Source organism: Sphingomonas sp. MM-1 (assembly GCF_000347675.2).
Classification (GTDB): Bacteria; Pseudomonadota; Alphaproteobacteria; order Sphingomonadales; family Sphingomonadaceae; genus Sphingomonas_E; species Sphingomonas_E fennica.
On sequence record NC_020561.1, the window covers coordinates 320,024 to 341,856 of the forward strand.

Here is a 21,833-nt window from a genome sequence, read left to right on the forward strand (position 1 = left end):
GCCGCGATGCCGCCCGTCGCGGATGGCGCGGTTGCGGAGCAGATCGCGGACGCCCCGCCATCGGTGAGTGCGGATGCGGCGCTGATCGACGGCCGCCGCCGCCCCGGCACCCATCGCGACCTGCCCGAACCCGTGGTGCAGGCCAATGAAGGCGCGGTCCGCCCGCCCCCGCCGGAAGCCTTCCCGGTCGATCAGTTCCCGATTCCCGATCGCTGGCGGCTGATCCAGGCGCTCTGCCCCGATCGCAACTATCCGGCGGCCGCCCTCACCTGCCGGTCCCCCTTCGATCCCTATCACCAGAATTTCCTGAAGGGCGATCGCCCGATCGACCTGAAGTCCAAGCCTTCATGGCTGCCGATCAAGGGCGACGACTGGTTCCTGGTGCTGAACGGCGTTTCGGATACGGTGGTGGAGCCGCGCTCCTTCCCCCAGCCCGTCGGCGTCCAGACGACGGAGAATCCGGACAGCCTCGACGTGTTCGGGCGGGATGAAAGCATCGTCGCCTCCCAGACCTTCATCTTCGGCGGCTCGCTCATCAAGGGATCGACGGCCTATAAACCGCCGAACATCGAATATCGGGTGATCCTGGCCTATAACGTCAATTATGTGGACGTCGGCCAGCGCCGTATCCTCCATGTCGAACCGTCGAAGAAAAGCCATCGCACGGATGATTTCCTGGGCGTGCAGGAACTGTTCGTCGACTATCACTTCCGCAACGTATCCGATCGTTTCGATTTCGATTCGATCCGCGTCGGCATCCAGCCGTTCAACATGGATTTCCGGGGCTTCCTGTTCCAGGACAACCAACTCGGCATCCGTTTCTTCGGCAATCGCGACAATAACCGCGTTCAGTATAATTTCGGCGCGATCTGGCGGCTGGAAAAGGACACCAATTCCGGCCTGAACAGCGTCGTCCAGCGCCCGCGCGACGATTTCATCCTGTTCGCCAACCTGTTCCGCCAGGATTTCCCCGTGCCCGGCCTTACCAGCCAGGCCAGCATCACCGTGAACCTCAACCGGGAAGACGGGATCGAGGTGGACGATAACGGCTTTCCCGTGCGCCCCGCCCTGCTCGGCTCGCTCCGTCCGCGCAATTACGACGTCACCTATCTGGGCTATGCGGTGGACGGCCATGTCGGCCGGCTCAACATCACCGGATCGCTCTACGGCGCGCTGGGCGAGGATCGGAACAGCTTCTTCACCGACAAGCCGGCCAAGGTCCGCGCCTTCCTCGCCGCGACGGAACTCAGCTACGATCACAACTGGATGCGCTTCCGCCTATCCGGCCTCTATGCGTCCGGCGACGGCGATCCCTATGACGATCGGGAGACCGGCTTCGACGCCATCTTCGAAAACCCGCTCTTCGCCGGCGCGGACACCAGCTACTGGATCCGCCAGTCCGTGCCGTTCGCCGGCGGCGGCCGCGCGATCGGCATCAACGGGCGCAACGGCATCCTGAATTCGCTGCGCTCCTCCAAGGAACAGGGCCAGTCCAACTTCAACAATCCCGGCACGATGCTGCTCGGCATCGGCGGCGATTTCGATCTGACGCCCACCGTCCGGCTTTCCACCAACGTCAACCATCTCTGGTTCGAAAATACGGCGACGCTGAAGGCGCTGCGCATGGAAGGCAGCATTCCGAAGGCGATCGGCTGGGATTATTCGCTGGCGGCGATCTGGCGGCCCAAGGCGGTGCAGAACGCGGTGTTCCGCCTGTCCGCCGCCACGCTCGATCCCGGCAAGGGCTTTTCCGATCTCTTCACCAACAATCAGGGCGACGATCGCTATTATTCCGTCCTGTTCAACGCGATACTCACATTCTGATGGGCATGGGGGCGACTTTCCTGAAACGGGCGATGCTGGTCGCCGCGCTGCTGGCCGGCATGGCGGGCGGATCGTCGGGGCTTGCGTCCGAAGGGGAAAAGCCGCGCGCCATCACCTATGCCTTCACCGCCCCGGCGCCCGCCGGCCAGTCCTGGGCGGAGGCGGATGAAAAGAGCGCGGGTTGCGTCTCCTGCCACACCGCCAGCGATCAGAAGACGATGCACGCCTCCCCCGCCGTGGTGCTGGGCTGCGTCGATTGCCATGGCGGGGATGCCACCGTCCGGGGCGATGCGCGCCTGCCGCACGATGCCCCGGCCTATGTCGCCGCGCGGGACAAGGCGCACGTCCTGCCCCGATATCCCGAAAGCTGGCACTGGCCGTCCTCGGCCAACCCCAAGCGCAGCTACACGCTGCTGAACCGCGAGGCGCCGGAATATATCCGCTTCGTCAATCCATCCGATTACCGCGTCGCGCGCGCCGCCTGCGGCGCCTGCCATATCGAGATCATCGAGGCCGCCGAACGATCGCTGATGTCCACCGGCGCGATGCTCTGGGGGGGCGCCGCCTATAATAACGGCATCCTGCCCTACAAGAATTACATGTTCGGCGAAGCCTATACGCAGAAGGGCGAGCCCGCGCAGGTGAAGTCCCCCGGCTCCCCGCCCGGCACCGTCACCGATGCCCAGGCGAACCGCGGCGCGCTCGCCACCCTCTACCCGTTGCCGACCTGGCATGTCGTGCCGCCGGGCGACGTGTTCCGCGTGTTCGAGCGCGGCGGCCGCAATATCGGCACCCAGTTCCCGGAAATCGGCCTGCCCAATATCGGTGGCACCATCCAGCGGCTGGAGGAGCCCGGCCGTCCCGATCTGCGCCAATCCAATCGCGGCCCCGGCACGGGCCTGCGCGTCGCCATCCCCGTGCTCAACGTCCACAAGACCCGGCTCAACGATCCGTTCATGTGGTTCATGGGCACCAACGACCAGCCCGGCGACTATCGCAATTCCGGCTGCGCCGGCTGCCACGTCATCTATGCGAACGATCGCGAGCCGCGCCACAGCCTGATCTACGCCCGATATGGCCGCGACGGGCAGACCGCCACGGCCGATCCCACCATCGCCGCCAAGATGGAGCCGGCCGATGACGGCCATGGCCACGGCAAGGCGAAAGGCCCCGTCCCCGCCGATCATCCGGTGGCGCCCGGCATCAAGGAAAAGGGCCACCCGATCCGCCACGCCTTCACCCGCGCGATCCCGACGGCGCAGTGCATGAACTGCCACATGCACCAGCCCAACATCTTCCTGAATTCCTACCTCGGCTACACGATGTGGGATTATGAATCGGATGCGCCGCTGATGTGGCCCAATCCGGAAAATCCGCTCGCCCCGCCCGCGGGCAAGGCGGCGGACGCCTACAAGAAGCAGAAATACCCCACCGCGGCCGAAGTCCATGCCGTGCTGGATCGCAACCCGGAAGGCGCATCGCCGCGCGGCCTGTGGGCGGACGTTGATTTCCTCCGCAACGTCTATGACGATGTGAACGCACGGGCGAAGGATACCCAGTTCGCCGATTATCACGGCCATGGCTGGAATTTCCGCGCCATCTTCAAGCGCGATCGCGAGGGCAATCTGCTCGACGCCGCCGGCAACATCGTGAAGCCGGACGATCCCGAGAAGTTCCGCCTCTACCGCCGCAACGCCGCCGGCCAGTTCGTCGACGAACATGGCACCGTGCTCGATCCCGCCGATCCCGATCTCGACAGGAAAGCCAAGCCGATGTTCGCCGATGTCGGCCAGCAGCCGGGCAAGGCCGTCCACATGATGGACATCCATGCCGAGAAAGGCCTGCAATGCGCCGATTGCCATTTCGCGCAGGACAGCCACGGCAACGGCCTGATCTATGGCGAGGTCGCCAATGCGGTGGAGATAGGCTGCAAGGATTGTCACGGCACCGCCGATGCCTATCCCACGCTCCGCACCTCCGGTCCGGCGGCGCGGCCCGGCGGCACCGATCTGTCGCTGCTCCGAAACGCCGATGGCCGCCGCCGCTTCGAATGGGTGGAGAAAGCCGGCCAGCGCGTGCTCGTCCAGCGATCGATCGTCGATCCGAAGCTCGAATGGGAGGTCAGCCTCGTCAAGGATGCCGTGACGGAGGGCAATCCCCATTTCAACCTGAAGGCCGCCCGCGCCAAGCTGATGTCGCGCGAGGGCGCGGAAACCGGCCGCTACGTCTTCGGCCCCGGCGTCGCGATGGAGGATCGCGCGCACAAGGACCCGGACATGGCCTGCTTCACCTGCCACCTGTCCTGGACGACCTCGTGCGGCGGCTGCCACCTGCCGATCGAGGCGAACTGGAAGACCAGCAACCATAAATATGACGGCATCGAAACCCGCAATTTCGCGACCTACAATCCCCAGGTCGCGCGGGACGAGATGTTCCAGCTCGGCCGCCACCAGACGACGAAGGGCAACCAGATCGCGCCGGTGCGCTCCACCTCGGCGCTGGTGCTTTCCTCCACCAACATCAACCGCGAGCGCATCTACATCCAGCAGCCGCCCATTTCGGCGATCGGCTTTTCCAGCCAGGCCTTCGCGCCCCATTTTCCGCACACCGTCCGCAAGACGGAGACGAAGACCTGCTCGGACTGCCACCTTTCCGCCGCGAACGACAATAATGCGATCATGGCGCAGACGCTGCTGCTGGGCACCAACTTCGTGAACTTCGTCGGCATGAACGCCTGGACGGGTGAGCAGGACGGCTTCCAGGCGATCCGCGTCACCGAATGGGAGGAGCCGCAGGCGGTGATCGGCTCCTACCTCCACAAATATGCCTATCCCGATTACTGGAAGGCGCATCAGGACCATGGGCGGGAACTGCTGGAATGGCGGCGCGGCCGCGCCTTCGACAGGAAGCTCTCGGGCGAAACCCGCGCGGTGGAGGAATTCGCCAATCCCCGCCAGGGCGCGCCCGATGCCGTCCGCTGCCTCCAGCTGCGCGGCGAATATATGTTCGTCGCCCAGGGCAAGGGCGGCTTCCAGGCCTATGACGTCGCCTCGATCGCCAACAAGGGCTTCTCCGAACGCATCCTGACGGCACCGGTCTCCCCGCTCGGCCAGGATATGCGGGTCAAGTCCGCCAATGCCACCTGCATGGCGCTGCCGACGATGCAGGCGATCGCCCCCACGCGGAACACGGCGGATCTGCGCGCCCTGAACCAGGAACAGCCCTTCCATCCCATCTATCACTACGCCTTCGTCACCGATGCGGAGGAAGGGCTGATCGTCGTCAATGTCGATACGCTGGCCGATGGCGAGCCGCGCAACAACTTCCTGCGCCGGGACGCGACGTGGAATGCCGATAATGTGCTGAAGGGCGCGCGCCACATCACGCTGGGCGGCCATTATGCCTATATCGCCGCCGATGCCGGGCTGGTGGTGGTCGATGTGGACGATCCGCTCCACCCCCGCCTTTCGGCCGTTCTGCCGGTGCGCGACGCCCGCGCTTCCGCCCTCCAGTTCCGTTACCTCTGGGTTACGAGCGCGGAGGGCGTGCAGCTGTTCGACGTCACCGATCTCGCCCGTCCTCGCCCGGTCCCGGAAGCGACCATCCCGCTGGCCGATGCGCGCCGCCTCTATGTCGCGCGGACCTACGCCTATGTCGCAGCCAAGCAGGACGGGCTCGTCATCCTCGACGTCAAGAATCCGGAGCGTCCGTCGATCTACCGCAAGGTCCGCCTTGAAGGCGCCGCGCATCCCATCGACGATGCCGAGGACGTGATCGTCGGCACCACCAACGCCTCGCTCTTCGCTTATGTGGCGGATGGGCGGAACGGGCTGAAGGTGCTGCAGCTCACCTCCCCGGCGAGCCAGCCGAATTTCTACGGCTTCTCGCCCGCGCCCGTGCCGGAACTGATCGCCTGGGCCAGGACGCCCGCGCCCGCGCTCGCCCTTTCCAAGGGCCTCGATCGCGATCGCGCGGTGGATGAAAGTGGCGGCCAGATCGCCGTCTTCGGCCGCCTCGGCTCGCGGCCCTTCACCCGGCCGGAGATGGAGCGCCTGTTCCTCAGCCGACGCGGCATCCCCTACAAGGTGGTGGACACGCCTTCCTTCGCGGACTGGCTGCCGGCGCGGGCCGCCCGCCGCTGAAGCGGCATCACGCCGCCTCGGCGATCATCCGCGCGTCGTGCCGGGCGCGGGCCGCCTCGATCTCGCTTACATTATGCTCGGCCCAGCGGGTGATGCTGCCCATGATCTCGATCAGCCCTCCGGCCAGCGCCGCCAGCCGATATTCCACCGTCACCGGCACGGTCGGATAGGCGGTGCGGATCACCAGCCCGTCGCGCTCGAGCCCCTTCAGCACCTGCGACAGCATCTTCTGCGAAATGCCGTTCACCGCGCGCCGCAGCGCGTTGAAGCGCATCGGGCCGTCGGCCAGCGTCAGCAGGATCAGCATCGCCCATTTGTCGCCGATGCGGTCGAGGATCTGGCGGGTGGGGCAATCGGGGTCGAAGGCATTGCCGGTCATGGCGGTTTCGTCCGTGTAACCAGGTGAGGCGGAAGTGCGTTCTTCCCATCGGCTAGCGGAATGCATAGCTGGTTTCCATTCGAAACCACATTGGAGATCATCGATGAAGATCGCCGTCATCGGCGCCACCGGGCGCGCGGGCCGGGAAATCGTGGCGGAGCTGGTCCGGCGTGGCCATCAGGTGACCGCCATAGCCCGCCATCCGGAAACGGCACAGGCCGAACCACTCGTCACCGCCGTCGCCGGCGATGCCAATGATGCCGCCGGGCTGGCGACGCTTATCGCCGGCCATGACGCCGTGGTGAGCGCGGTCATGTTCCTGAACAGCGATCCGGCGATCCTGGTGGATGCCGTGCGCCGGGCGGGCGTGACGCGCTATCTCGTGGTCGGCGGGGCCGGCAGCCTCGAGGTCGCGCCCGGCCTGCGCCTTATCGACACGCCCGATTTCCCCGACGCCTACAAGGCCGAGGCATCGAAGGGCGCCGCCTTCCTCGATTATCTGCGCGGCGTCAGCGACATCGACTGGACGTTCCTGTCGCCGTCGGCCCTGTTCTTTGAAGGCCCGCGCACCGGCAAGTTCAGGCTGGGCGACGACGCGCTGCTGGCCGATGGCGGCAACAGCAGCATCTCCTTTGCCGATTACGCCATCGCCATGGCGGACGAGATCGAGCGCCCGGCCCATAGCCGCCGCCGCTTCACCGTGGGCTATTGACCTGATCCTGCCGGCCCCTCGCACCGAGCGCGGGGAACCGTGCCGTCAGAGGGGCCGGAAGCGGACGAGCAGCGCGCCGGCCCCCGCATTTTCGATCCGCACCTCGGCCTCGCCATCCAGATCGAGGCCGTCGTGGCGATCCAGCCTGAAGGCGCGGTCTCCTGCCGTCGCCTCGATCGGCCCCAGCGCGATCAGGATGGCGAAGGGAGCCGCCACGGCATGCAGGCCGGCACCCAGCCGCGTCATCTCCGCACGATAACGATCGCGGCGCACCATCGCGTTGAGGTCGATCACCGCCCCGCCGATCGGCGTGCCGTCCATGGCGACATCGCCGGCAAAGGCGAAGGGCGGGCTTTCCGGCGTGATCGTCCGTTCGCCTGTCGCTTCGCCCGCCAGCCGCAGCTCGCCCGCCAGCACCGCCAATATCCGGTCGACGCCGGGAAAGATCGAGAATGGCCCGGCAGCCGCGACGTCCGCCATGCTGAGCCGCCACTGGAAATCGCCCATGCCGGCCCCGGGCGGGTGGGCACGGATTTCGCGGGTCACGCCGCCGCCATTCTTTCACGGCACCGCCACTCGATCGCGGGCGCGAAGGAGGCGATCGGCGGTCATGCGCCCGCCGTCACTCCACCGTCACCGACTTGGCGAGATTGCGCGGCTGGTCCACGTCCGTGCCCTTGGCGACGGCGACATGATAGGCCAGCAGCTGCACCGGAATGGCATAGACGAGCGGCGCGATCAGGGGGTGGACCTCGGGCATCTCGATCGTCGCGATCGTGCCCTCGCCCGCCGCCATGATGCCGGCGGTGTCGGAAATCAGCACCACCTTGCCGCCGCGCGCCTGCACTTCCTGCATGTTGGAAACCGTCTTGTCGAACAGCGGGCCCGACGGCGCGATCACGATCACGGGCACGTCCTCGTCGATCAGCGCGATCGGCCCGTGCTTCATTTCGCCCGCCGCATAACCTTCGGCGTGGATGTAGCTGATTTCCTTCAGCTTCAGCGCACCTTCCAGCGCCATCGGATAATCCGGCCCGCGACCGAGATAGAGCACGTCGCGCGCCCTGGCGACGAGCGGGGCCAGCGCCTCGATCTCCTCGTCATGGGCCAGCGCCGCGTTCATCGCTGCCGGCGCCTCGGCCAGATGGCGCACGATCGCCTGTTCCTCATCCGGCGTCAGGCGCCCCTTCACCCGCGCGAAATTGGCCGCCAGCGCCGCCAGCACGGCAAGCTGGCAGGTGAAGGCCTTGGTGGATGCCACGCCGATCTCCGGCCCCGCATGGGTGGGCAGCAGAAGATCCGCCTCGCGCGCCATCGAGCTGGTCGGCACGTTCACCACCACTGCGATCTTCTGGCCGGCGGCGCGGGCATGGCGCAGCGCCGCCAGCGTATCGGCCGTCTCGCCCGACTGGCTGATGAACAGGGCCAGCCCGCCTTCCTCCAGCACCGGCTCGCGATAGCGGAACTCGGATGCGACATCGATGTCCACCGGCACGCGGGCGAAGCGTTCGAACCAATATTTGGCGACCATCCCGGCATAGAAGCTGGTGCCACAGGCGACGATCGTCACCCGGCGGATATCGGCGAAGTCGAATTCGGGGATCGGCAGCGCCACCTCGCCGGCCAGCGGCCGCAGGTAGGAACCCAGCGTCTGCGCCACCACCACCGGCTGCTCGAAGATTTCCTTCTGCATGAAGTGACGGTGATTGCCCTTGTCGATCAGCGCGCCGGTGAGGCCGGAAAGGGTGGCGGGCCGGTCCACCACGCGGTTCGCCGCATCATGGATGGTCACGCCGTCGCGGGTCAGCACCGCCCAATCGCCTTCTTCCAGATAGGCGATCTTCTGGGTCAACGGCGCCAGCGCCAGCGCGTCCGATCCCAGATAGGTCTCGCCCTCGCCATAACCCACCACCAAGGGCGCGCCCAGCCGCGCGCCGATCAGCAGATCGGGATGCGTGCGGAACAGGAAAGCGAGCGCGAAGGCGCCGTGCAGCCGGGGAAGCACGGTGCGGACCGCTTCCTCCGGGCTCGCGCCGCGCTCCAGCTCGCGGGCGACGAGATGGCCTACCACCTCCGTATCGGTCTGGCTGGCGAAATGACGGCCCTCGGCCAGCAACTCATCCCGCAGCGCCTTGAAATTTTCGATGATGCCGTTGTGCACCAGCGTCACGTCGCCCACGATATGGGGGTGGGCATTGTCCTCGGTCGGCGCGCCGTGCGTGGCCCAGCGGGTATGGGCGATGCCGACATGGCCGGCCAGCGGATCGGCCGCCAGCTTGCGGGCAAGGTTGTCCAGCTTGCCTTCGGCCCGGCGGCGATCGAAGGCGCCATCCTGCACGGTTGCGATGCCGGCGGAATCATAGCCGCGATATTCCAGCCGCCGTAGCCCGGCCAGCAGCCGATCCGCCACATCCTCGCGCCCGATGATACCGATGATGCCGCACATATGGGTCGATCCGTCCTCTTGGGGCCAGGGCGAAATTCCGCCCGGCCGATACATCAATCACAAATTTTCCAGCGGATTATGCTGCAATCTTCAGAAGCGTTCAGCCCGCTTTCTTCTTCGCCAGCATCGCCTTGCGGAACCGCGCGGCCCAGCCGGGCTTCACCTCCTGCGTGCCCCGCGCCACGCCCAGCGCATCGGCGGGCACGTCGCGCGTCACCACCGATCCCGCCGCAACGATCGCGCCGTCGCCGATCGAGACCGGCGCCACCAGCGCGCTGTTCGATCCGATGAAGGCGCCCGCGCCGATGGCGGTGCGGTTCTTGAAATAGCCGTCATAATTGCAGGTGATCGTGCCCGCGCCGATATTGGCGCCCTCGCCCACCTCGGCATCGCCCAGATAGGTGAGGTGGTTGGCCTTGGCGCCCCTGCCCAGCCGCGCCTTCTTCATCTCCACGAAATTGCCGACGCGCGCGCCCTCGCCCACCTCGGCGCCGGGCCGCAGCCGGGCATAGGGGCCGATATCCGCGCCCGATGCGATCGCGGCGCCTTCGATATGGGAGAAAGCGTGGATCGCCACGCCATCGCCCACACTCACGCCAGGACCGAAGAAAACATTCGGTTCTACAATGACATCGCGGCCGATCTTCGTGTCATGGCTGAACCATACCGTCTCGGGCGCGATCAGGGTCGCGCCCGCCGCCATCGCTTCGGCGCGGCGGCGCTGCTGCCATTCGGCTTCGACGGCAGCCAGCTCCGCCCGGCTGTTCACGCCCGCCACTTCCCACGCCTCCGCCTCGATCACCGCCGATCGGCGGCCCTCGGCGGCGGCCAGCATCACGATATCGGGCAGATAATATTCGCCCGCCGCATTGGCGTTGCCCACGCGCGCGATCAGCGGCCACAGGTCGCTGGCCCGCACCGCCATCAGGCCGGAATTGCAGAGGGTTACGGCGCGTTCTTCGGGCGTCGCATCCTTATATTCCACCATCTTCGCGATCAGGCCGTCCTGCGCGAGGATGCGGCCGTAGGCAGCCGGGTCCGCGGGACGGAAGCCCAGCACCACGGCGGCCGGCGCGTCGGGCTGGTCCAGCCGGTCCAGCATCCGCGCCATCGTCTCCGGCCGCACCAGCGGCACGTCGCCATAAAGGATCAGCACGTCGCCGTCGAAATCCGCCAGCGCCGGTTCCGCCTGCGCCACGGCATGGGCGGTGCCGAGCTGCGGTTCCTGCGTCGCAAGCTTGATGCCGGCGTCAACCGCCCGCTCCACCTGCTCGCGCCCGGCACCGACCACAACCACCTTGGCCGCCGGCGCCAGCGCGTCCACCGCCGCCAGCACATGGCCCAGCATCGGCCGCCCGGCGATGGGGTGCAGCACCTTGTGGAGATCGGATTTCATCCGTGTTCCCTTGCCGGCGGCAAGGATCACGGCAGCGAAGGGGCGGGACGGCTGGAAACGAGGGTCGGCCATGCGCGCTCCCTGCCACAGCGCGCTTGCCAACGCCATAACCGGCGGGTGAAAGGAATGTCATGATTGACTTCCCCTTCGCTGTCGTCGCCTTCGATCTCGATGGCACCCTCGCCGATACCGCTCCCGATCTCACCGCCGCGCTGAACCACGCGCTGGGGCGGATGGGCCGGCCGCCGATCCCGGCGGAGGATGTGCGGCACATGGTGGGCCACGGCGCCCGCGCGCTGCTGCAAAAGGGCCTTTCCGCCACGGGCGAGGTGAACGAGGCGCTGATCGAGGAGGGTTTCCCCATCCTGCTCGATTATTATTACGCCCACATCGCCGATCACACCCGCCCCTTCGACGGGCTGGAGGCCGCGCTCGATACATTGGCCGCGCGCGGCGTGAAGCTCGCCATCTGCACCAACAAGCTGGAGGGGCTGAGCCGCGAGCTGGTGGATGCGCTCGGCTGGCAGGATCGCTTCGTGGCGCTGGTCGGCGGGGATACTCTGCCCGTGCGCAAGCCCGATCCCGCCCCGCTGCTGGAGGCGATCGCGCGGGCCGGCGGCGGGCGGGCGGCCTTCGTGGGCGATTCGATCACCGACACCGATACGGCGCGCGCCGCCGGCATCCCGTGCGTGGCCGTGACCTTCGGCTTTTCGGACCGCCCGGTCGATCAACTTGGTGCCGACAGGCTCATCGATCATTTCGATGAACTTGTCCCGGCGCTGCTTGCCTTGGGTTAAGCGAAATACTTTCCACGGTGCATGGCAGATGTAACAATCCGGCCATAGAATGGCGGGCATGACTGCGCCGCCATCGTCCCGCATCCTCCTTTCCATCATCGCCGCCTGCCTGGGATTTCTCTTATCGTGGCTGCTCGGCGCGGGCGGGGAGCCGGCGGCGCTCACGGCGGCCATCGCCGCGGCGGGCGCCTGGTTCGCCTCGCGGCCGCCCTCCATCAGCCCGGCCCAGGCGGCATCGTCCGACGATACGCCCCAGCCGAGCCTTGAGGAGGTGATGGAGGCGATCGACGATCCGATGCTGCTTGTCAGCGGCCAGCTCGTCACCATCGCCAACAGCGCGGCCCGCGCGACGCTGGGCGATCATATCGTCGGCGAGGATATCCGCCTCGCCATCCGCCACCCCGCCGCCACCGATCGGCTGACCCTGCAGGCCGAAAGCGGCGATGCGGTGCCGGGCGGGCCGATCGAGTTGATCGGCATCGGCCAGCGCGATCGGCGGTGGGAGCTGAACGTCCATCCGATACAGGGGCGCGGCCTGCTCGTCCGCCTTGCCGATCGCACCGGCACCCATGCGGCGGAACAGATGCGCGTCGATTTCGTGGCCAATGCCAGCCATGAACTGCGCACGCCGCTCGCAACCCTGATCGGCTTCGTCGAGACGCTGGAGGACGGCAAGGCCGCCGAGGACCCGGCAACGCGCGGCCGCTTCCTCAAGATCATGTTCGGCGAAGCCAAGCGGATGCAGCGCCTAGTCGACGACCTGATGTCGCTTTCGCGCATCGAGGCGGAGAAATACAGCCTGCCGCAGACCCCGATCCCCCTGGCCCCGCTGATCGAGGAAGTGCGCGGCGCGCTTCACAGCGGCATCGTGGCGGACAAGGACCGGGTGATCGTGGAGATCGCCCCCGATGTGCCGCCCGTCGCCGGGGATCGTGCCCAGCTTTCCCAGCTTCTCCACAACATCATCGGCAATGCGCTGAAATATGGCCGCCCCGGATCGCCGGTGCAGGTTTCGGTGAAGCTGGCGCGCGACAATATGGTGAAGCTCGCCGTGCGTGACGAGGGCGAGGGCATACCGGCCGAGCATATCCCGCGACTCACCGAGCGCTTCTACCGCGTCGATCCGGGCCGCAGCCGCTCGCTGGGGGGAACCGGCCTCGGCCTCGCCATCGTCAAACATATTGTCGAGCGGCATCGCGGCAGGCTGGAAATCCGCAGCGAAGTGGGACGCGGCACCCTTGTCTGCGTCCTCCTCCCCGCCGCCACGGCACCCCTGCCGCCGGCCCTGTCATCAAAGAGTCACACGAATGTCACAGAGGGCACGCCGAACCGCTCTAGCGCGCATATCGACCCGGCGTGACGCCGGCACCGAAGGGAGGACGATTTGGCGAAGTTGCATTATCTGATCGGGATGGCCGCATTGGCGCTGGCCGGCTGCCAGGGCCAGGACGGCGGCGACGCCGGCGGGGCGGCCCGCGATCAGATCCGCGCGGTCGGATCGTCCACCGTCTATCCCTTCACCACCGCGGTGGCCGAGCAGTTTCCGCGCAAGTTCCCGTCCTTCAAGGCGCCGATCGTCGAATCGACCGGCACGGGCGCGGGCCTGAAGCAGTTCTGCGCCGGCGTCGGCGCGCAATTCCCGGATATCGCCAACGCCTCGCGCCGGATCAAGAAGTCCGAGCTGGACGATTGCGTCAAGAACGGCGTGAGCGAGCTGGTCGAAATCCAGATCGGCATCGACGGCATCGCGCTTGGCGAAAGCAAGGCCGGGGCGGAAATGGCGCTGACCGAAGAGGATATCTACAAGGCACTCGCGGCCAATCCTTATGGCAAGCCCAACACGGCCAAGACCTGGAAGGATGTGAACCCCGCCTTGCCCGCCATCGCGATCAAGGTGTTCGGCCCGCCGCCCACCAGCGGCACGCGCGACGCCTTCGCCGAGCTGATCCTGGAAAAGGGCTGCGACGCCAATGCCGAGATGAAGGCGCTGAAGACCAGCGACAAGGACCGGCATCAGGCCGTCTGCACCAAGATCCGCGAGGACGGCGCCTATGTGGAATCGGGCGAGAACGACAATCTGATCGTGCAGAAGCTGGTCGCCAATCCCGATGCGCTCGGCGTGTTCGGCTACAGCTTCCTCGAGGAGAATCTCGATAAGGTGCGCGGCGTGAAGCTGCAGGGCGTCGCCCCCACCTACGATACGATCGCCAGCTACGAATATCCCGGCGCCCGCCCGCTCTTCATCTACGTCAAGAGCGCGCATCTGAAGGCCATTCCGGGCCTCAAGGAATTCGTCGCCGAATATGCGGGCGCGTGGGATCCCGACAGCGGCTACCTGAAGCGGCGCGGGCTGATCGCGGCGCCGGCCGATGTGCGGGCGAAGAACCTGGATATCGCCACCAAGCTCACGCCGATGGATCCGGCCACGGTCAACTGAACCGATAGCGGCCCTGCCCCCGGGGCGGGGCCGCATCCTCAACGTCAGGGAAGGCCTAGCCTTGTCCATCCTTGCCATCCTTTTCCTGGTCCTGGGCCTCGGCTTCGTCGCGTGGTTCGCCGCGCGGGCGAAGGCCGCCGGCTTCCAGCCGGAAAACGGCATCCGCCCGCACAGCCGCCCCGGCCATCATGGCTGGTATGTCGCCCTGTGGGCGATCGTGCCGGCACTGATCTTCCTCGCCGTCTGGGCCAATATCGCCCCCGGCCTCACCATGGCGGCCGCGATCGAAAGCCCGGCCGGCGCCGGCCTGCCGTCCCCCGGCATGGAGCGTTCCGCCATCCTTTCGGAAGTGCGGGGCCTTGCCGACGGCCGCATCCAGGGTGGCTTCTATCCCAAGGCGCAGGAGATGCTGCCCGCCTACAAGGCGGCGCGGATGCGCTACGGCATCGCCGGCGCGGGCCTTGCCCTCATCCTGGCGCTGGCGGGCGGAACCTATGCCTTCACCCGCCTGCGCCCCGATTTCCGCGCCCGCACCCGCGTGGAACGGGTGGTGATGATCGGCCTGCTGGTCGCATCGCTGATCGCGATCCTGACGACGCTCGGCATCGTCGCCTCGCTGCTCGTCGAAACCATGCGTTTCTTCTCGAAGGTCTCGCCGGTCGAATTCCTGTTCGGGACGAGTTGGAGCCCGCAGACGGCGATGCGCGCCGATCAGGTCGGCTCGTCCGGTGCCTTCGGGGCGATCCCGCTCTTCTGGGGCACGATCTTCATCGGCGCGATCATCGCGATGGTGGTGGCGATCCCGCTCGGCCTGATGAGCGCGATCTACCTCACCCAATATGCCGCGCCCGCCGTCCGCAAGTGGCTGAAGCCGATCCTGGAGGTGCTGGCCGGCGTCCCCACCGTCGTCTACGGCTATTTCGCGGCGCTGACGGTGGCGCCCGCCGTCCGCAGCTTCGCGGTGATGGCCGGCATCCCCGGCGCCTCGTCGGAATCCGCGCTCGCCGCCGGCCTCGTCATGGGCATCATGATAATCCCCTTCGTCTCGTCGATGGCGGATGATTCCATCGCCGCCGTGCCGCAGGCGATGCGCGATGGCAGCCTCGCCATGGGGGCGACCACATCCGAGACGATCCGCAAGGTGCTGGTGCCGGCGGCGCTGCCCGGCGTGGTCGGCGGCGTGCTGCTGGCCGTCAGCCGCGCGATCGGCGAAACCATGATCGTGGTGATGGCCGCCGGCCTTGCCGCAAACCTCACCGCCAACCCCTTCGCCAGCGTGACGACGGTGACCACCCAGATCGTGCAGCTGCTGACCGGCGACCAGGAATTCGACAGCCCGAAGACGCTCGCCGCCTTCGCGCTGGGCCTCGTCCTGTTCATCGTCACCCTGCTGCTCAACATCGTCGCGCTGCGCGTGGTGAAGATATATCGGGAAGCTTATGAATAGCGCCACCGCCACGGCGGAACTCCGCCGCCCGACCGACTGGAAAGGCAGCGCGATGCAGAACCGCATCCGCCGGCGCTATGCGGCGGAACGGCGGTTCAAGCTGCTGGGCCTGCTTTCCATCCTGGTCTCGGCCGCCTTTCTCGCTTTCCTGCTGGTCACGATGATCGGCAACGGCGCGCGCGGCTTCACCCAGACGGAAATCCGCCTGCCCGTGGATTTCCCGCGATCCTCGCTGATGCTCGATCCGGCGGCGCTCGCCGGCTTCGGCGCGGACGCCGCGCTGGCCGGCGCCGATATCGAAGGCACGACGGCCGCCGCCGCCGATGCCGCCTTCGGCGCAGGCGGCGCACGCCTGCTTTCGGACGGCGCGTGGCTCAGCGTGCGCGATGCCATCAAGCGCGATCCGGCGATCCTGCGCGGCAAGGCCGAAATCTGGGTGCCCGCCGCCACCGCCATCGATCTCGCCGCCAAGGGCAATGCCGCGCCGGCCGCCGAGGCCGCATATGGCAAGCTGCAAAAGGCGGATGTGGTGCGGACCGGTTTCAACTGGACCTTCCTGACCCGCGCGGACTCCACCGATCCCACGCTGGTCGGCATATGGGGCGCGCTCAAGGGATCGCTGGTGACGATGTTCGTCACGCTGGTGCTCGCTTTCCCGGTGGGCGTGTTCGCCGCGCTCTATCTGGAGGAATATGCGCCGCGCAACCGCTGGACGGACCTGATCGAGGTTTCGATCAACAACCTCGCGGCGGTGCCGTCGATCATCTTCGGCCTGCTCGGGCTGGCGGTGTTCCTGAACTTCATGCACCTGCCGCGCTCGGCCCCGCTGGTCGGCGGCCTGACGCTGGCGCTGATGACGATGCCGGTGATTGTGATCGCCGGGCGCAACGCCATCAAGGCGGTTCCGCCGTCGATCCGCGATGCCGCGCTGGGCATCGGCGCCAGCCGGGTGCAGGTGGTGTTCCACCATGTCCTGCCGCTGGCCCTGCCCGGCATCCTCACCGGCACGATCATCGGCATGGCCCGCGCGCTGGGCGAAACGGCGCCGCTGCTGATGATCGGCATGCGCGCCTTCCTCGCCTCGCCCCCCGGCGGCATCATGGACCCGGCCACCGTGCTCCCCGTCCAGATCTTCCTCTGGTCGGACGAGGTGAGCCGCGGCTTCGTCGAAAAGACCTCCGCCGCGATCATCGTGCTGCTGGTCTTCCTGCTGGCGATGAACGGCGTCGCCATCTATCTCCGCAATCGCTTCGAAAGACGCTGGTAATGAACGATCAGACCATGAGCGCCCCGCTGCTGCACCCGTCCGCGCCATCGCCAGCCAGCGACGGCGGCACGCTCAAGATGACGGCGCGCAACGTCAACGTCTTCTACGGGGCGAAGCAGGCGATACGCGACGTCTCGATCGACGTGACGCAAGAAAATGTCACCGCCTTCATCGGCCCGTCGGGCTGCGGCAAGTCCACCTTCCTGCGCACGCTGAACCGGATGAACGACACCGTATCCTCCGCGCGCGTCGAAGGCCGGATCACGCTGGACGGCGAGGATATCTACGCGCCGGACATGGACGTGGTGCAGCTCCGCGCCCGCGTGGGCATGGTGTTCCAGAAGCCCAACCCCTTCCCCAAGTCGATCTACGAGAATGTGGCCTATGGCCCGCGCATCCACGGCCTCGCCTCCGCGCGGGCGGACATGGACCAGATCGTCGAGAAATCGCTGCGCCGCGCCGGCCTGTGGGATGAGGTGAAGGATCGCCTGAACGACAGCGGCACCGCGCTTTCGGGCGGCCAGCAGCAGCGGCTGTGTATCGCCCGCGCCATCGCCGTCGACCCGGAAGTGATCCTGATGGACGAGCCGTGCTCGGCGCTCGATCCCATCGCCACCGCCAAGATCGAGGAATTGATCCACGAGCTGCGCGGCCGTTACGCCATCGTCATCGTCACCCACAACATGCAGCAGGCCGCCCGCGTATCGCAGCGCACGGCCTTCTTCCACCTCGGCACGCTGGTCGAATATGGCGATACGTCCGAAATCTTCACCAATCCCCGCGAAACGCGGACCAAGGATTACATCACCGGCCGTTACGGCTGAGGAGAACAGGCACATGGCCACCGGGCACACCGTTAAGGCATTTGACGACGATCTCGGCCAGCTCCGCGCATTGGTCGCCGAAATGGGCGGCCGTGCCGAACAGGCGCTGGCCGATGCCGTCCAGGCGCTCGTCCGCCGCGATCTCGATGCCGCCGTCCGCATCGTCGAGGACGACAAGAGGATCGACGAGCTGGAGGTCGAGGTCGAACGCCACGCCATCCGCCTCATCGCGCTGCGCGCGCCGATGGCGGACGATCTGCGCGACGTGCTGGCGGCGATGAAGATCGCCGGCGTGATCGAACGCATGGGCGATTATGCCAAGAACATCGCCAAGCGCATTCCCGTGCTCAGCGATATCAAGGGGATAGAGCCGATCTCCATCCTGCCGGCGATGGCGCGATCGGTGTCGGACATGGTGCATGCCGTGCTGGATGCCTATGCCCGCCGCGATGCGGCCGGCGCGGTGCGCGTCGCCGAAAGCGATCGCACCGTGGACGATTTCTACAACAGCATCTTCCGCGCGCTGCTGACCCACATGATGGAAAATCCCCACACCATCACTGCATCGACGCATCTGCTGTTCATCGCCAAGAATCTGGAACGGATCGGCGATCACGCCACCAACGTCGCGGAGATGGTCTATTACGCCGCCACCGGCCACCAGATGGCCGAACGCGCGAGAGGCGGCGATCCCCTTGCCGCCGAGGAGGAATGAGCCGATGGCCCGTGCCCGCCTGCTGCTTGTCGAGGATGATGCCGCGCTCGCCGAACTGCTGATCTGGCATTTCGAGCGCGAGGAATTCGAGGTCGAACATACGCCGGACGGCGAGGAGGCGCTGCTCCTTGCCCAGGAAAGCCCGCCCGATCTCGTCCTGCTGGACTGGATGATCGAGGGTCTTTCCGGCATCGAGGTCTGTCGCCGCCTGCGCCGGCTCAACGATACGGCCAACGTGCCGATCATCATGCTCACCGCGCGCGGCGAGGAGGAGGATCGCGTGCGCGGGCTGGAAACCGGCGCCGACGATTATGTCACCAAGCCCTTCTCCCCGCGCGAGCTGGTCGCCCGGGTCGGCGCGGTGCTGCGCCGCGTGCGCCCGGCGCTGGCCGGGGAACGGCTGTCCTATTCGGATATCGAGATGGATACGGTGAGCCACAAGGTCCGCCGCGACGGGGCGACGGTGCCGCTCGGCCCCACCGAATTCCGCCTGCTCAAGCATTTCCTCGAGCATCCGGGCCGCGTCTTCTCGCGCGAGCGGCTGCTGGATTCGGTCTGGGGCCGCGACAGCGATATCGAGCCGCGCACGGTGGACGTGCATATCCGCCGGCTACGCAAGGCGATCAACGATGGCGGCCGGCCCGATATCATCCGCACCGTCCGCTCAGCCGGCTATGCCCTGGACGTCGAGGGCGCGCTATAGGCTGCGCGTCACGAACATGGCTGCCCCGGCCGCGATCGCTTCGCGTAGCGATATGGCGCGCCGGCCACGCATCTTGATCGACAGCCCCCTGCCCCGCATGCTAGCCCGACGCCAAAGCATCAGGGGAGAATGGCAATGAAGGCAACACCGGAACAGGTTCGCGCGGGCCTCGAAAACTATATCCGGGCCTGGCAGACGCGGGACAAGGATCTGCTGCTGTCCGTGTTCGCGGAAGATGGCGTGCTGGAGGACCCGGTGGGAACTCCGCCCTTCGCCGGCCACGAGAATATCGGCCGCTTCTGGGATTTCGCCTGGTCGGACAGCCGCCGCCAGGTGACGCCGGTGCTGGAGGAAATCCGTGCCTGCGGCGACCAGGGCATATTGCGCTTCACCATGCAGGTCCGCCTGCCGAGCGAGAATGCCGGGCTCGACCTTTCGATCATCGAGCATGCCCAGTTCAATGCGGACGGCAAGCTCTGCCATCTCCGCGCCTTCTGGGATGAGAATTCGGTGAAGAAGCCCGACGGCATGGACCTGTTCGCTCCCAATATCGACGAAGCCTATCAAAGCTGAACCGCATTCATCTTGCCGTCTTCCCTTCGCCGGTCCGTTGGTTTACCTGACGCGAACGTAAAGCGCGGGAGAAAGGAATGACCATCGGTTTCGAAGGGCGGGTTGCGATCGTCACGGGCGCGGGCGGCGGGCTTGGCCGCGGCTACGCGCTCGAACTGGCGCGGCGCGGCGCCAGGGTTGTCGTCAACGATCTCGGCGGCGCGCGGGACGGCACCGGCGCTTCCGACGCGGCGCAAAAGGTGGTCGAGGAGATTCTGGCCGCCGGCGGCACCGCCATGGCCAATGGCGGCAACGTCACCGACGCCGAACAGATGCAGGAAATGGTCGCCCGCGCGAAGGAAGCCTGGGGCGGCGTCCATATCCTCATCAACAATGCCGGCATCCTGCGCGACAAGAGCTTCGCCAAGATGACGATGGAGGAATTCCGCCTCGTCGTCGAAGTCCATCTCAACGGATCGGCCAACGTCACCAAGGCCGTGTGGGAATTGATGCGGGAGCAGAATTACGGCCGCATCCTGATGACCGCATCGTCCACCGGGCTCTACGGCAATTTCGGCCAGGCCAATTATGGCGCGGCGAAGCTGGGCCTCGCCGGGCTTACCAAGACGCTCTATCTGGAGGGCGCGAAATATAACATCCGCGTCAACACCATCGCCCCCGTCGCCGCCACGCGGATGACGGAGGATGTCCTGCCGCCGGAGATGCTGAACGTCTTCGCGCCGGAAAAGGTGGCGCCCGCCGCGCTCTATCTGGTGTCGGAGGACGCGCCGACCAATGTGATCCTGAGCGCGGGCGGCGGCGTGGTCCAGGCCGCCTACATCACCCTTACCCAGGGCGCGGTGCTGCCGGCGGACCAGCAGACGCCCGAAGGCGTCGCCGCCGCGTGGGACAGGATCGTCGACCGCAGCGGGGAGATCGTCCCCCAGAACGGCCTCGAACAATCCATGCTGATCGCCTCCCTGCTCCAGCAGGGCTGATCCGGGGCTTATACAGGCCCACCGCATCACTGTATTGCAACACCAATACAGTGATGCTATCTCCGGGGCAGGAGATGGGCCATGTATAGCAGCAGCGATATAGACGACGCCGTCGGCGCCGGCATCCTTACCCCCACTAGCGCCGCGGCCTTCCGCGCCTTCGTCGCCGGGCGGCAGCGCACCTCGCTGGTTGATGAGGAGCATTTCCGCCTCATCACCGGCTTCAACGATATCTTCGTGACGATCGCGGCGGTGCTACTGCTGGTCGCGGTGGCGTGGATCGGCAACGCCGTTCCCTTCTTCCGCCTGCCCGGCGGCCCCAATGCGCTGAGCGGCCTGCTCGTCGCCGCCACCGCCTGGGGCCTCGCCGAATTCTTCACCCGCAAGCGTCGCATGGCCCTGCCCAGCATCATCCTGCTGCTGGCCTTTGCCGGCGGCATATTCATGGCGATGCTGGCCTTCCTCGCCAGCGGCCAGCCCAACCCGTCCGATCGCGGCATGGCACTGACGACCGTCGCCGTCACCGCCGTCACCGCGCTGGCGACATGGCTCCACTGGCGGCGCTTCCACGTGCCGATCACCGTGGCCGCCGGCACACTGGCGATCGCGGGCCTTGCCGTCGGCCTGCTGCTGGCGGCCGTGCCGGTGATGGGCGGCTGGCTCTATGCCGTGCTGCTGGCGATCGGCGTCGCGGTCTTCGCCTTCGCCATGCGCTGGGACATGAGCGATCCCGCCCGCCTCACCCGCCGGGCGGACGTCGCCTTCTGGCTGCACCTGCTGGCCGCCCCGCTCATCGTCCACCCCATCTTCGCGCTGCTCGGCCTGCTGGACGGCGGCGCGAGCGTCGGCGAGGCCGCGGTCGTCCTGCTGGTCTATTGCGCCATGGGGCTGATCGCCATCGCCGTCGACCGGCGCGCCCTGCTGGTTTCCGCCCTCGCTTACGTGCTCTACGCCTTGAGCACCCTTTTCCGCGAGTTCGGCGCCGTCAGCCTCAATCTGGCGCTCACCTCGCTGGTGCTCGGCTCGGCGCTGCTGCTGCTCTCCGCCTTCTGGCACGCAGTGCGCATCCATGTCGTCGCGATGCTGCCGGCCGCGTGGCGCGCGCGGCTGCCCGACACGCAGGCAGCAAGCGCGCCGGCCAGCGCCTGACGCCGAATTTCACCGATAGCAAAGCTTACTGGGTGGGCGCGGCGC

The 21,833-nt window shown here is 66.9% G+C and carries 18 protein-coding genes; 14 read left to right on the forward strand and 4 right to left on the reverse strand.

What is annotated here, in order from left to right; translation table 11 throughout:
- The first annotated feature begins 6 nt into the window (after positions 1-6).
- Both G432_RS01490 and G432_RS01495 read left to right on the forward strand, forming a co-directional pair.
- Positions 7-1,824 (forward strand): hypothetical protein, encoded by a 1,818-nt coding sequence (locus G432_RS01490; RefSeq protein ID WP_051128777.1) that lies wholly within the window; start codon positions 7-9, stop codon positions 1,822-1,824.
- The gene (locus G432_RS01495; protein WP_015457039.1) at positions 1,824-5,966 is read left to right on the forward strand and encodes an LVIVD repeat protein precursor; all 4,143 of its coding nucleotides are present in this window, start codon (positions 1,824-1,826) and stop codon (positions 5,964-5,966) included. The genes G432_RS01490 and G432_RS01495 overlap by 1 nt, the downstream gene beginning before the upstream one ends.
- Positions 5,967-5,973: 7 nt before the next feature.
- On the opposite strand, the gene G432_RS01500 is transcribed toward G432_RS01495, so the two are convergent.
- Entirely contained in the window at positions 5,974-6,345 is a 372-nt protein-coding gene (locus tag G432_RS01500; protein WP_015457040.1) for a winged helix-turn-helix transcriptional regulator, read from the reverse strand.
- Positions 6,346-6,448: 103 nt separating this feature from the next.
- On the opposite strand from G432_RS01500, the gene G432_RS01505 reads away from it, so the two are divergent.
- The gene (locus G432_RS01505; protein WP_015457041.1) at positions 6,449-7,057 is read left to right on the forward strand and encodes an NAD(P)-dependent oxidoreductase; all 609 of its coding nucleotides are present in this window, start codon (positions 6,449-6,451) and stop codon (positions 7,055-7,057) included.
- 45 nt (positions 7,058-7,102) lie between these two features.
- On the opposite strand, the gene G432_RS01510 is transcribed toward G432_RS01505, so the two are convergent.
- The 3 genes from G432_RS01510 to glmU all read right to left on the reverse strand — a co-directional run bounded on the left by G432_RS01510 (position 7,103) and on the right by glmU (position 10,971).
- Positions 7,103-7,603, reverse strand: a complete 501-nt coding sequence (locus G432_RS01510; RefSeq protein WP_015457042.1) for a HutD/Ves family protein — start codon at positions 7,601-7,603, stop codon at positions 7,103-7,105.
- Between the two features lie 76 nt (positions 7,604-7,679).
- Positions 7,680-9,503, reverse strand: coding sequence for a glutamine--fructose-6-phosphate transaminase (isomerizing) (gene glmS, locus G432_RS01515; RefSeq protein WP_015457043.1), 1,824 nt, complete (start codon positions 9,501-9,503; stop codon positions 7,680-7,682).
- A gap of 100 nt (positions 9,504-9,603) precedes the next feature.
- The gene (gene glmU / locus G432_RS01520) at positions 9,604-10,971 is read right to left on the reverse strand and encodes a bifunctional UDP-N-acetylglucosamine diphosphorylase/glucosamine-1-phosphate N-acetyltransferase GlmU (RefSeq protein ID WP_041865056.1); all 1,368 of its coding nucleotides are present in this window, start codon (positions 10,969-10,971) and stop codon (positions 9,604-9,606) included.
- A 59-nt stretch (positions 10,972-11,030) separates the two neighbouring features.
- Here glmU and gph point away from each other — a divergent pair, with 59 nt between their 5' ends.
- The 11 genes from gph to G432_RS01575 all read left to right on the forward strand — a co-directional run bounded on the left by gph (position 11,031) and on the right by G432_RS01575 (position 21,788).
- On the forward strand, positions 11,031-11,696 hold the full coding sequence (gph, locus tag G432_RS01525) for a phosphoglycolate phosphatase (RefSeq protein WP_015457045.1): 666 nt from the start codon (positions 11,031-11,033) through the stop codon (positions 11,694-11,696).
- 58 nt (positions 11,697-11,754) lie between these two features.
- Complete coding sequence (locus G432_RS01530) at positions 11,755-13,056, forward strand: ATP-binding protein (protein WP_015457046.1); 1,302 nt, start codon at positions 11,755-11,757, stop codon at positions 13,054-13,056.
- A gap of 24 nt (positions 13,057-13,080) precedes the next feature.
- The gene (locus tag G432_RS01535) at positions 13,081-14,133 is read left to right on the forward strand and encodes a substrate-binding domain-containing protein (RefSeq protein WP_015457047.1); all 1,053 of its coding nucleotides are present in this window, start codon (positions 13,081-13,083) and stop codon (positions 14,131-14,133) included.
- Positions 14,134-14,194: 61 nt separating this feature from the next.
- Positions 14,195-15,580 carry a phosphate ABC transporter permease subunit PstC gene (pstC, locus tag G432_RS01540; protein ID WP_015457048.1) on the forward strand — a complete coding sequence of 462 codons (1,386 nt, stop codon included), beginning with the start codon at positions 14,195-14,197 and terminating at the stop codon, positions 15,578-15,580.
- Entirely contained in the window at positions 15,573-16,847 is a 1,275-nt protein-coding gene (gene pstA, locus G432_RS01545) for a phosphate ABC transporter permease PstA (protein ID WP_015457049.1), read from the forward strand. The genes pstC and pstA overlap by 8 nt, the downstream gene beginning before the upstream one ends.
- Before the next feature lie 14 nt (positions 16,848-16,861).
- Positions 16,862-17,671 carry a phosphate ABC transporter ATP-binding protein PstB gene (gene pstB, locus G432_RS01550; protein WP_051128778.1) on the forward strand — a complete coding sequence of 270 codons (810 nt, stop codon included), beginning with the start codon at positions 16,862-16,864 and terminating at the stop codon, positions 17,669-17,671.
- A gap of 13 nt (positions 17,672-17,684) precedes the next feature.
- A complete protein-coding gene (phoU, locus tag G432_RS01555; RefSeq protein ID WP_015457051.1) occupies positions 17,685-18,386 on the forward strand; it encodes a phosphate signaling complex protein PhoU in 702 nt (233 codons plus the stop codon).
- A 4-nt stretch (positions 18,387-18,390) separates the two neighbouring features.
- On the forward strand, positions 18,391-19,089 hold the full coding sequence (gene phoB / locus G432_RS01560; RefSeq protein WP_015457052.1) for a phosphate regulon transcriptional regulator PhoB: 699 nt from the start codon (positions 18,391-18,393) through the stop codon (positions 19,087-19,089).
- Positions 19,090-19,224: 135 nt separating this feature from the next.
- The gene (locus G432_RS01565) at positions 19,225-19,662 is read left to right on the forward strand and encodes a nuclear transport factor 2 family protein (RefSeq protein WP_015457053.1); all 438 of its coding nucleotides are present in this window, start codon (positions 19,225-19,227) and stop codon (positions 19,660-19,662) included.
- A 77-nt stretch (positions 19,663-19,739) separates the two neighbouring features.
- Positions 19,740-20,639, forward strand: a complete 900-nt coding sequence (locus tag G432_RS01570; RefSeq protein WP_015457054.1) for an SDR family NAD(P)-dependent oxidoreductase — start codon at positions 19,740-19,742, stop codon at positions 20,637-20,639.
- A gap of 81 nt (positions 20,640-20,720) precedes the next feature.
- Positions 20,721-21,788: a hypothetical protein gene (locus G432_RS01575; protein ID WP_015457055.1), complete on the forward strand. Its 1,068-nt coding sequence runs from the start codon at positions 20,721-20,723 to the stop codon at positions 21,786-21,788.
- Positions 21,789-21,833 lie beyond the last annotated feature (45 nt).

Coding starts and splice junctions, on each gene's coding strand:
- G432_RS01490 (WP_051128777.1), top strand. CDS start 7: ATGCCGCCCGTCGCGGATGGCGCGGTTGCGGAGCAGATCGCGGACGCC.
- G432_RS01495 (WP_015457039.1), top strand. CDS start 1,824: ATGGGCATGGGGGCGACTTTCCTGAAACGGGCGATGCTGGTCGCCGCG.
- G432_RS01500 (WP_015457040.1), bottom strand. CDS start 6,345: ATGACCGGCAATGCCTTCGACCCCGATTGCCCCACCCGCCAGATCCTC.
- G432_RS01505 (WP_015457041.1), top strand. CDS start 6,449: ATGAAGATCGCCGTCATCGGCGCCACCGGGCGCGCGGGCCGGGAAATC.
- glmS (WP_015457043.1), bottom strand. CDS start 9,503: ATGTGCGGCATCATCGGTATCATCGGGCGCGAGGATGTGGCGGATCGG.
- glmU (WP_041865056.1), bottom strand. CDS start 10,971: ATGGCCGACCCTCGTTTCCAGCCGTCCCGCCCCTTCGCTGCCGTGATC.
- gph (WP_015457045.1), top strand. CDS start 11,031: ATGATTGACTTCCCCTTCGCTGTCGTCGCCTTCGATCTCGATGGCACC.
- G432_RS01530 (WP_015457046.1), top strand. CDS start 11,755: ATGACTGCGCCGCCATCGTCCCGCATCCTCCTTTCCATCATCGCCGCC.
- pstA (WP_015457049.1), top strand. CDS start 15,573: ATGAATAGCGCCACCGCCACGGCGGAACTCCGCCGCCCGACCGACTGG.
- pstB (WP_051128778.1), top strand. CDS start 16,862: ATGAGCGCCCCGCTGCTGCACCCGTCCGCGCCATCGCCAGCCAGCGAC.
- phoU (WP_015457051.1), top strand. CDS start 17,685: ATGGCCACCGGGCACACCGTTAAGGCATTTGACGACGATCTCGGCCAG.
- phoB (WP_015457052.1), top strand. CDS start 18,391: ATGGCCCGTGCCCGCCTGCTGCTTGTCGAGGATGATGCCGCGCTCGCC.
- G432_RS01565 (WP_015457053.1), top strand. CDS start 19,225: ATGAAGGCAACACCGGAACAGGTTCGCGCGGGCCTCGAAAACTATATC.
- G432_RS01570 (WP_015457054.1), top strand. CDS start 19,740: ATGACCATCGGTTTCGAAGGGCGGGTTGCGATCGTCACGGGCGCGGGC.
- G432_RS01575 (WP_015457055.1), top strand. CDS start 20,721: ATGTATAGCAGCAGCGATATAGACGACGCCGTCGGCGCCGGCATCCTT.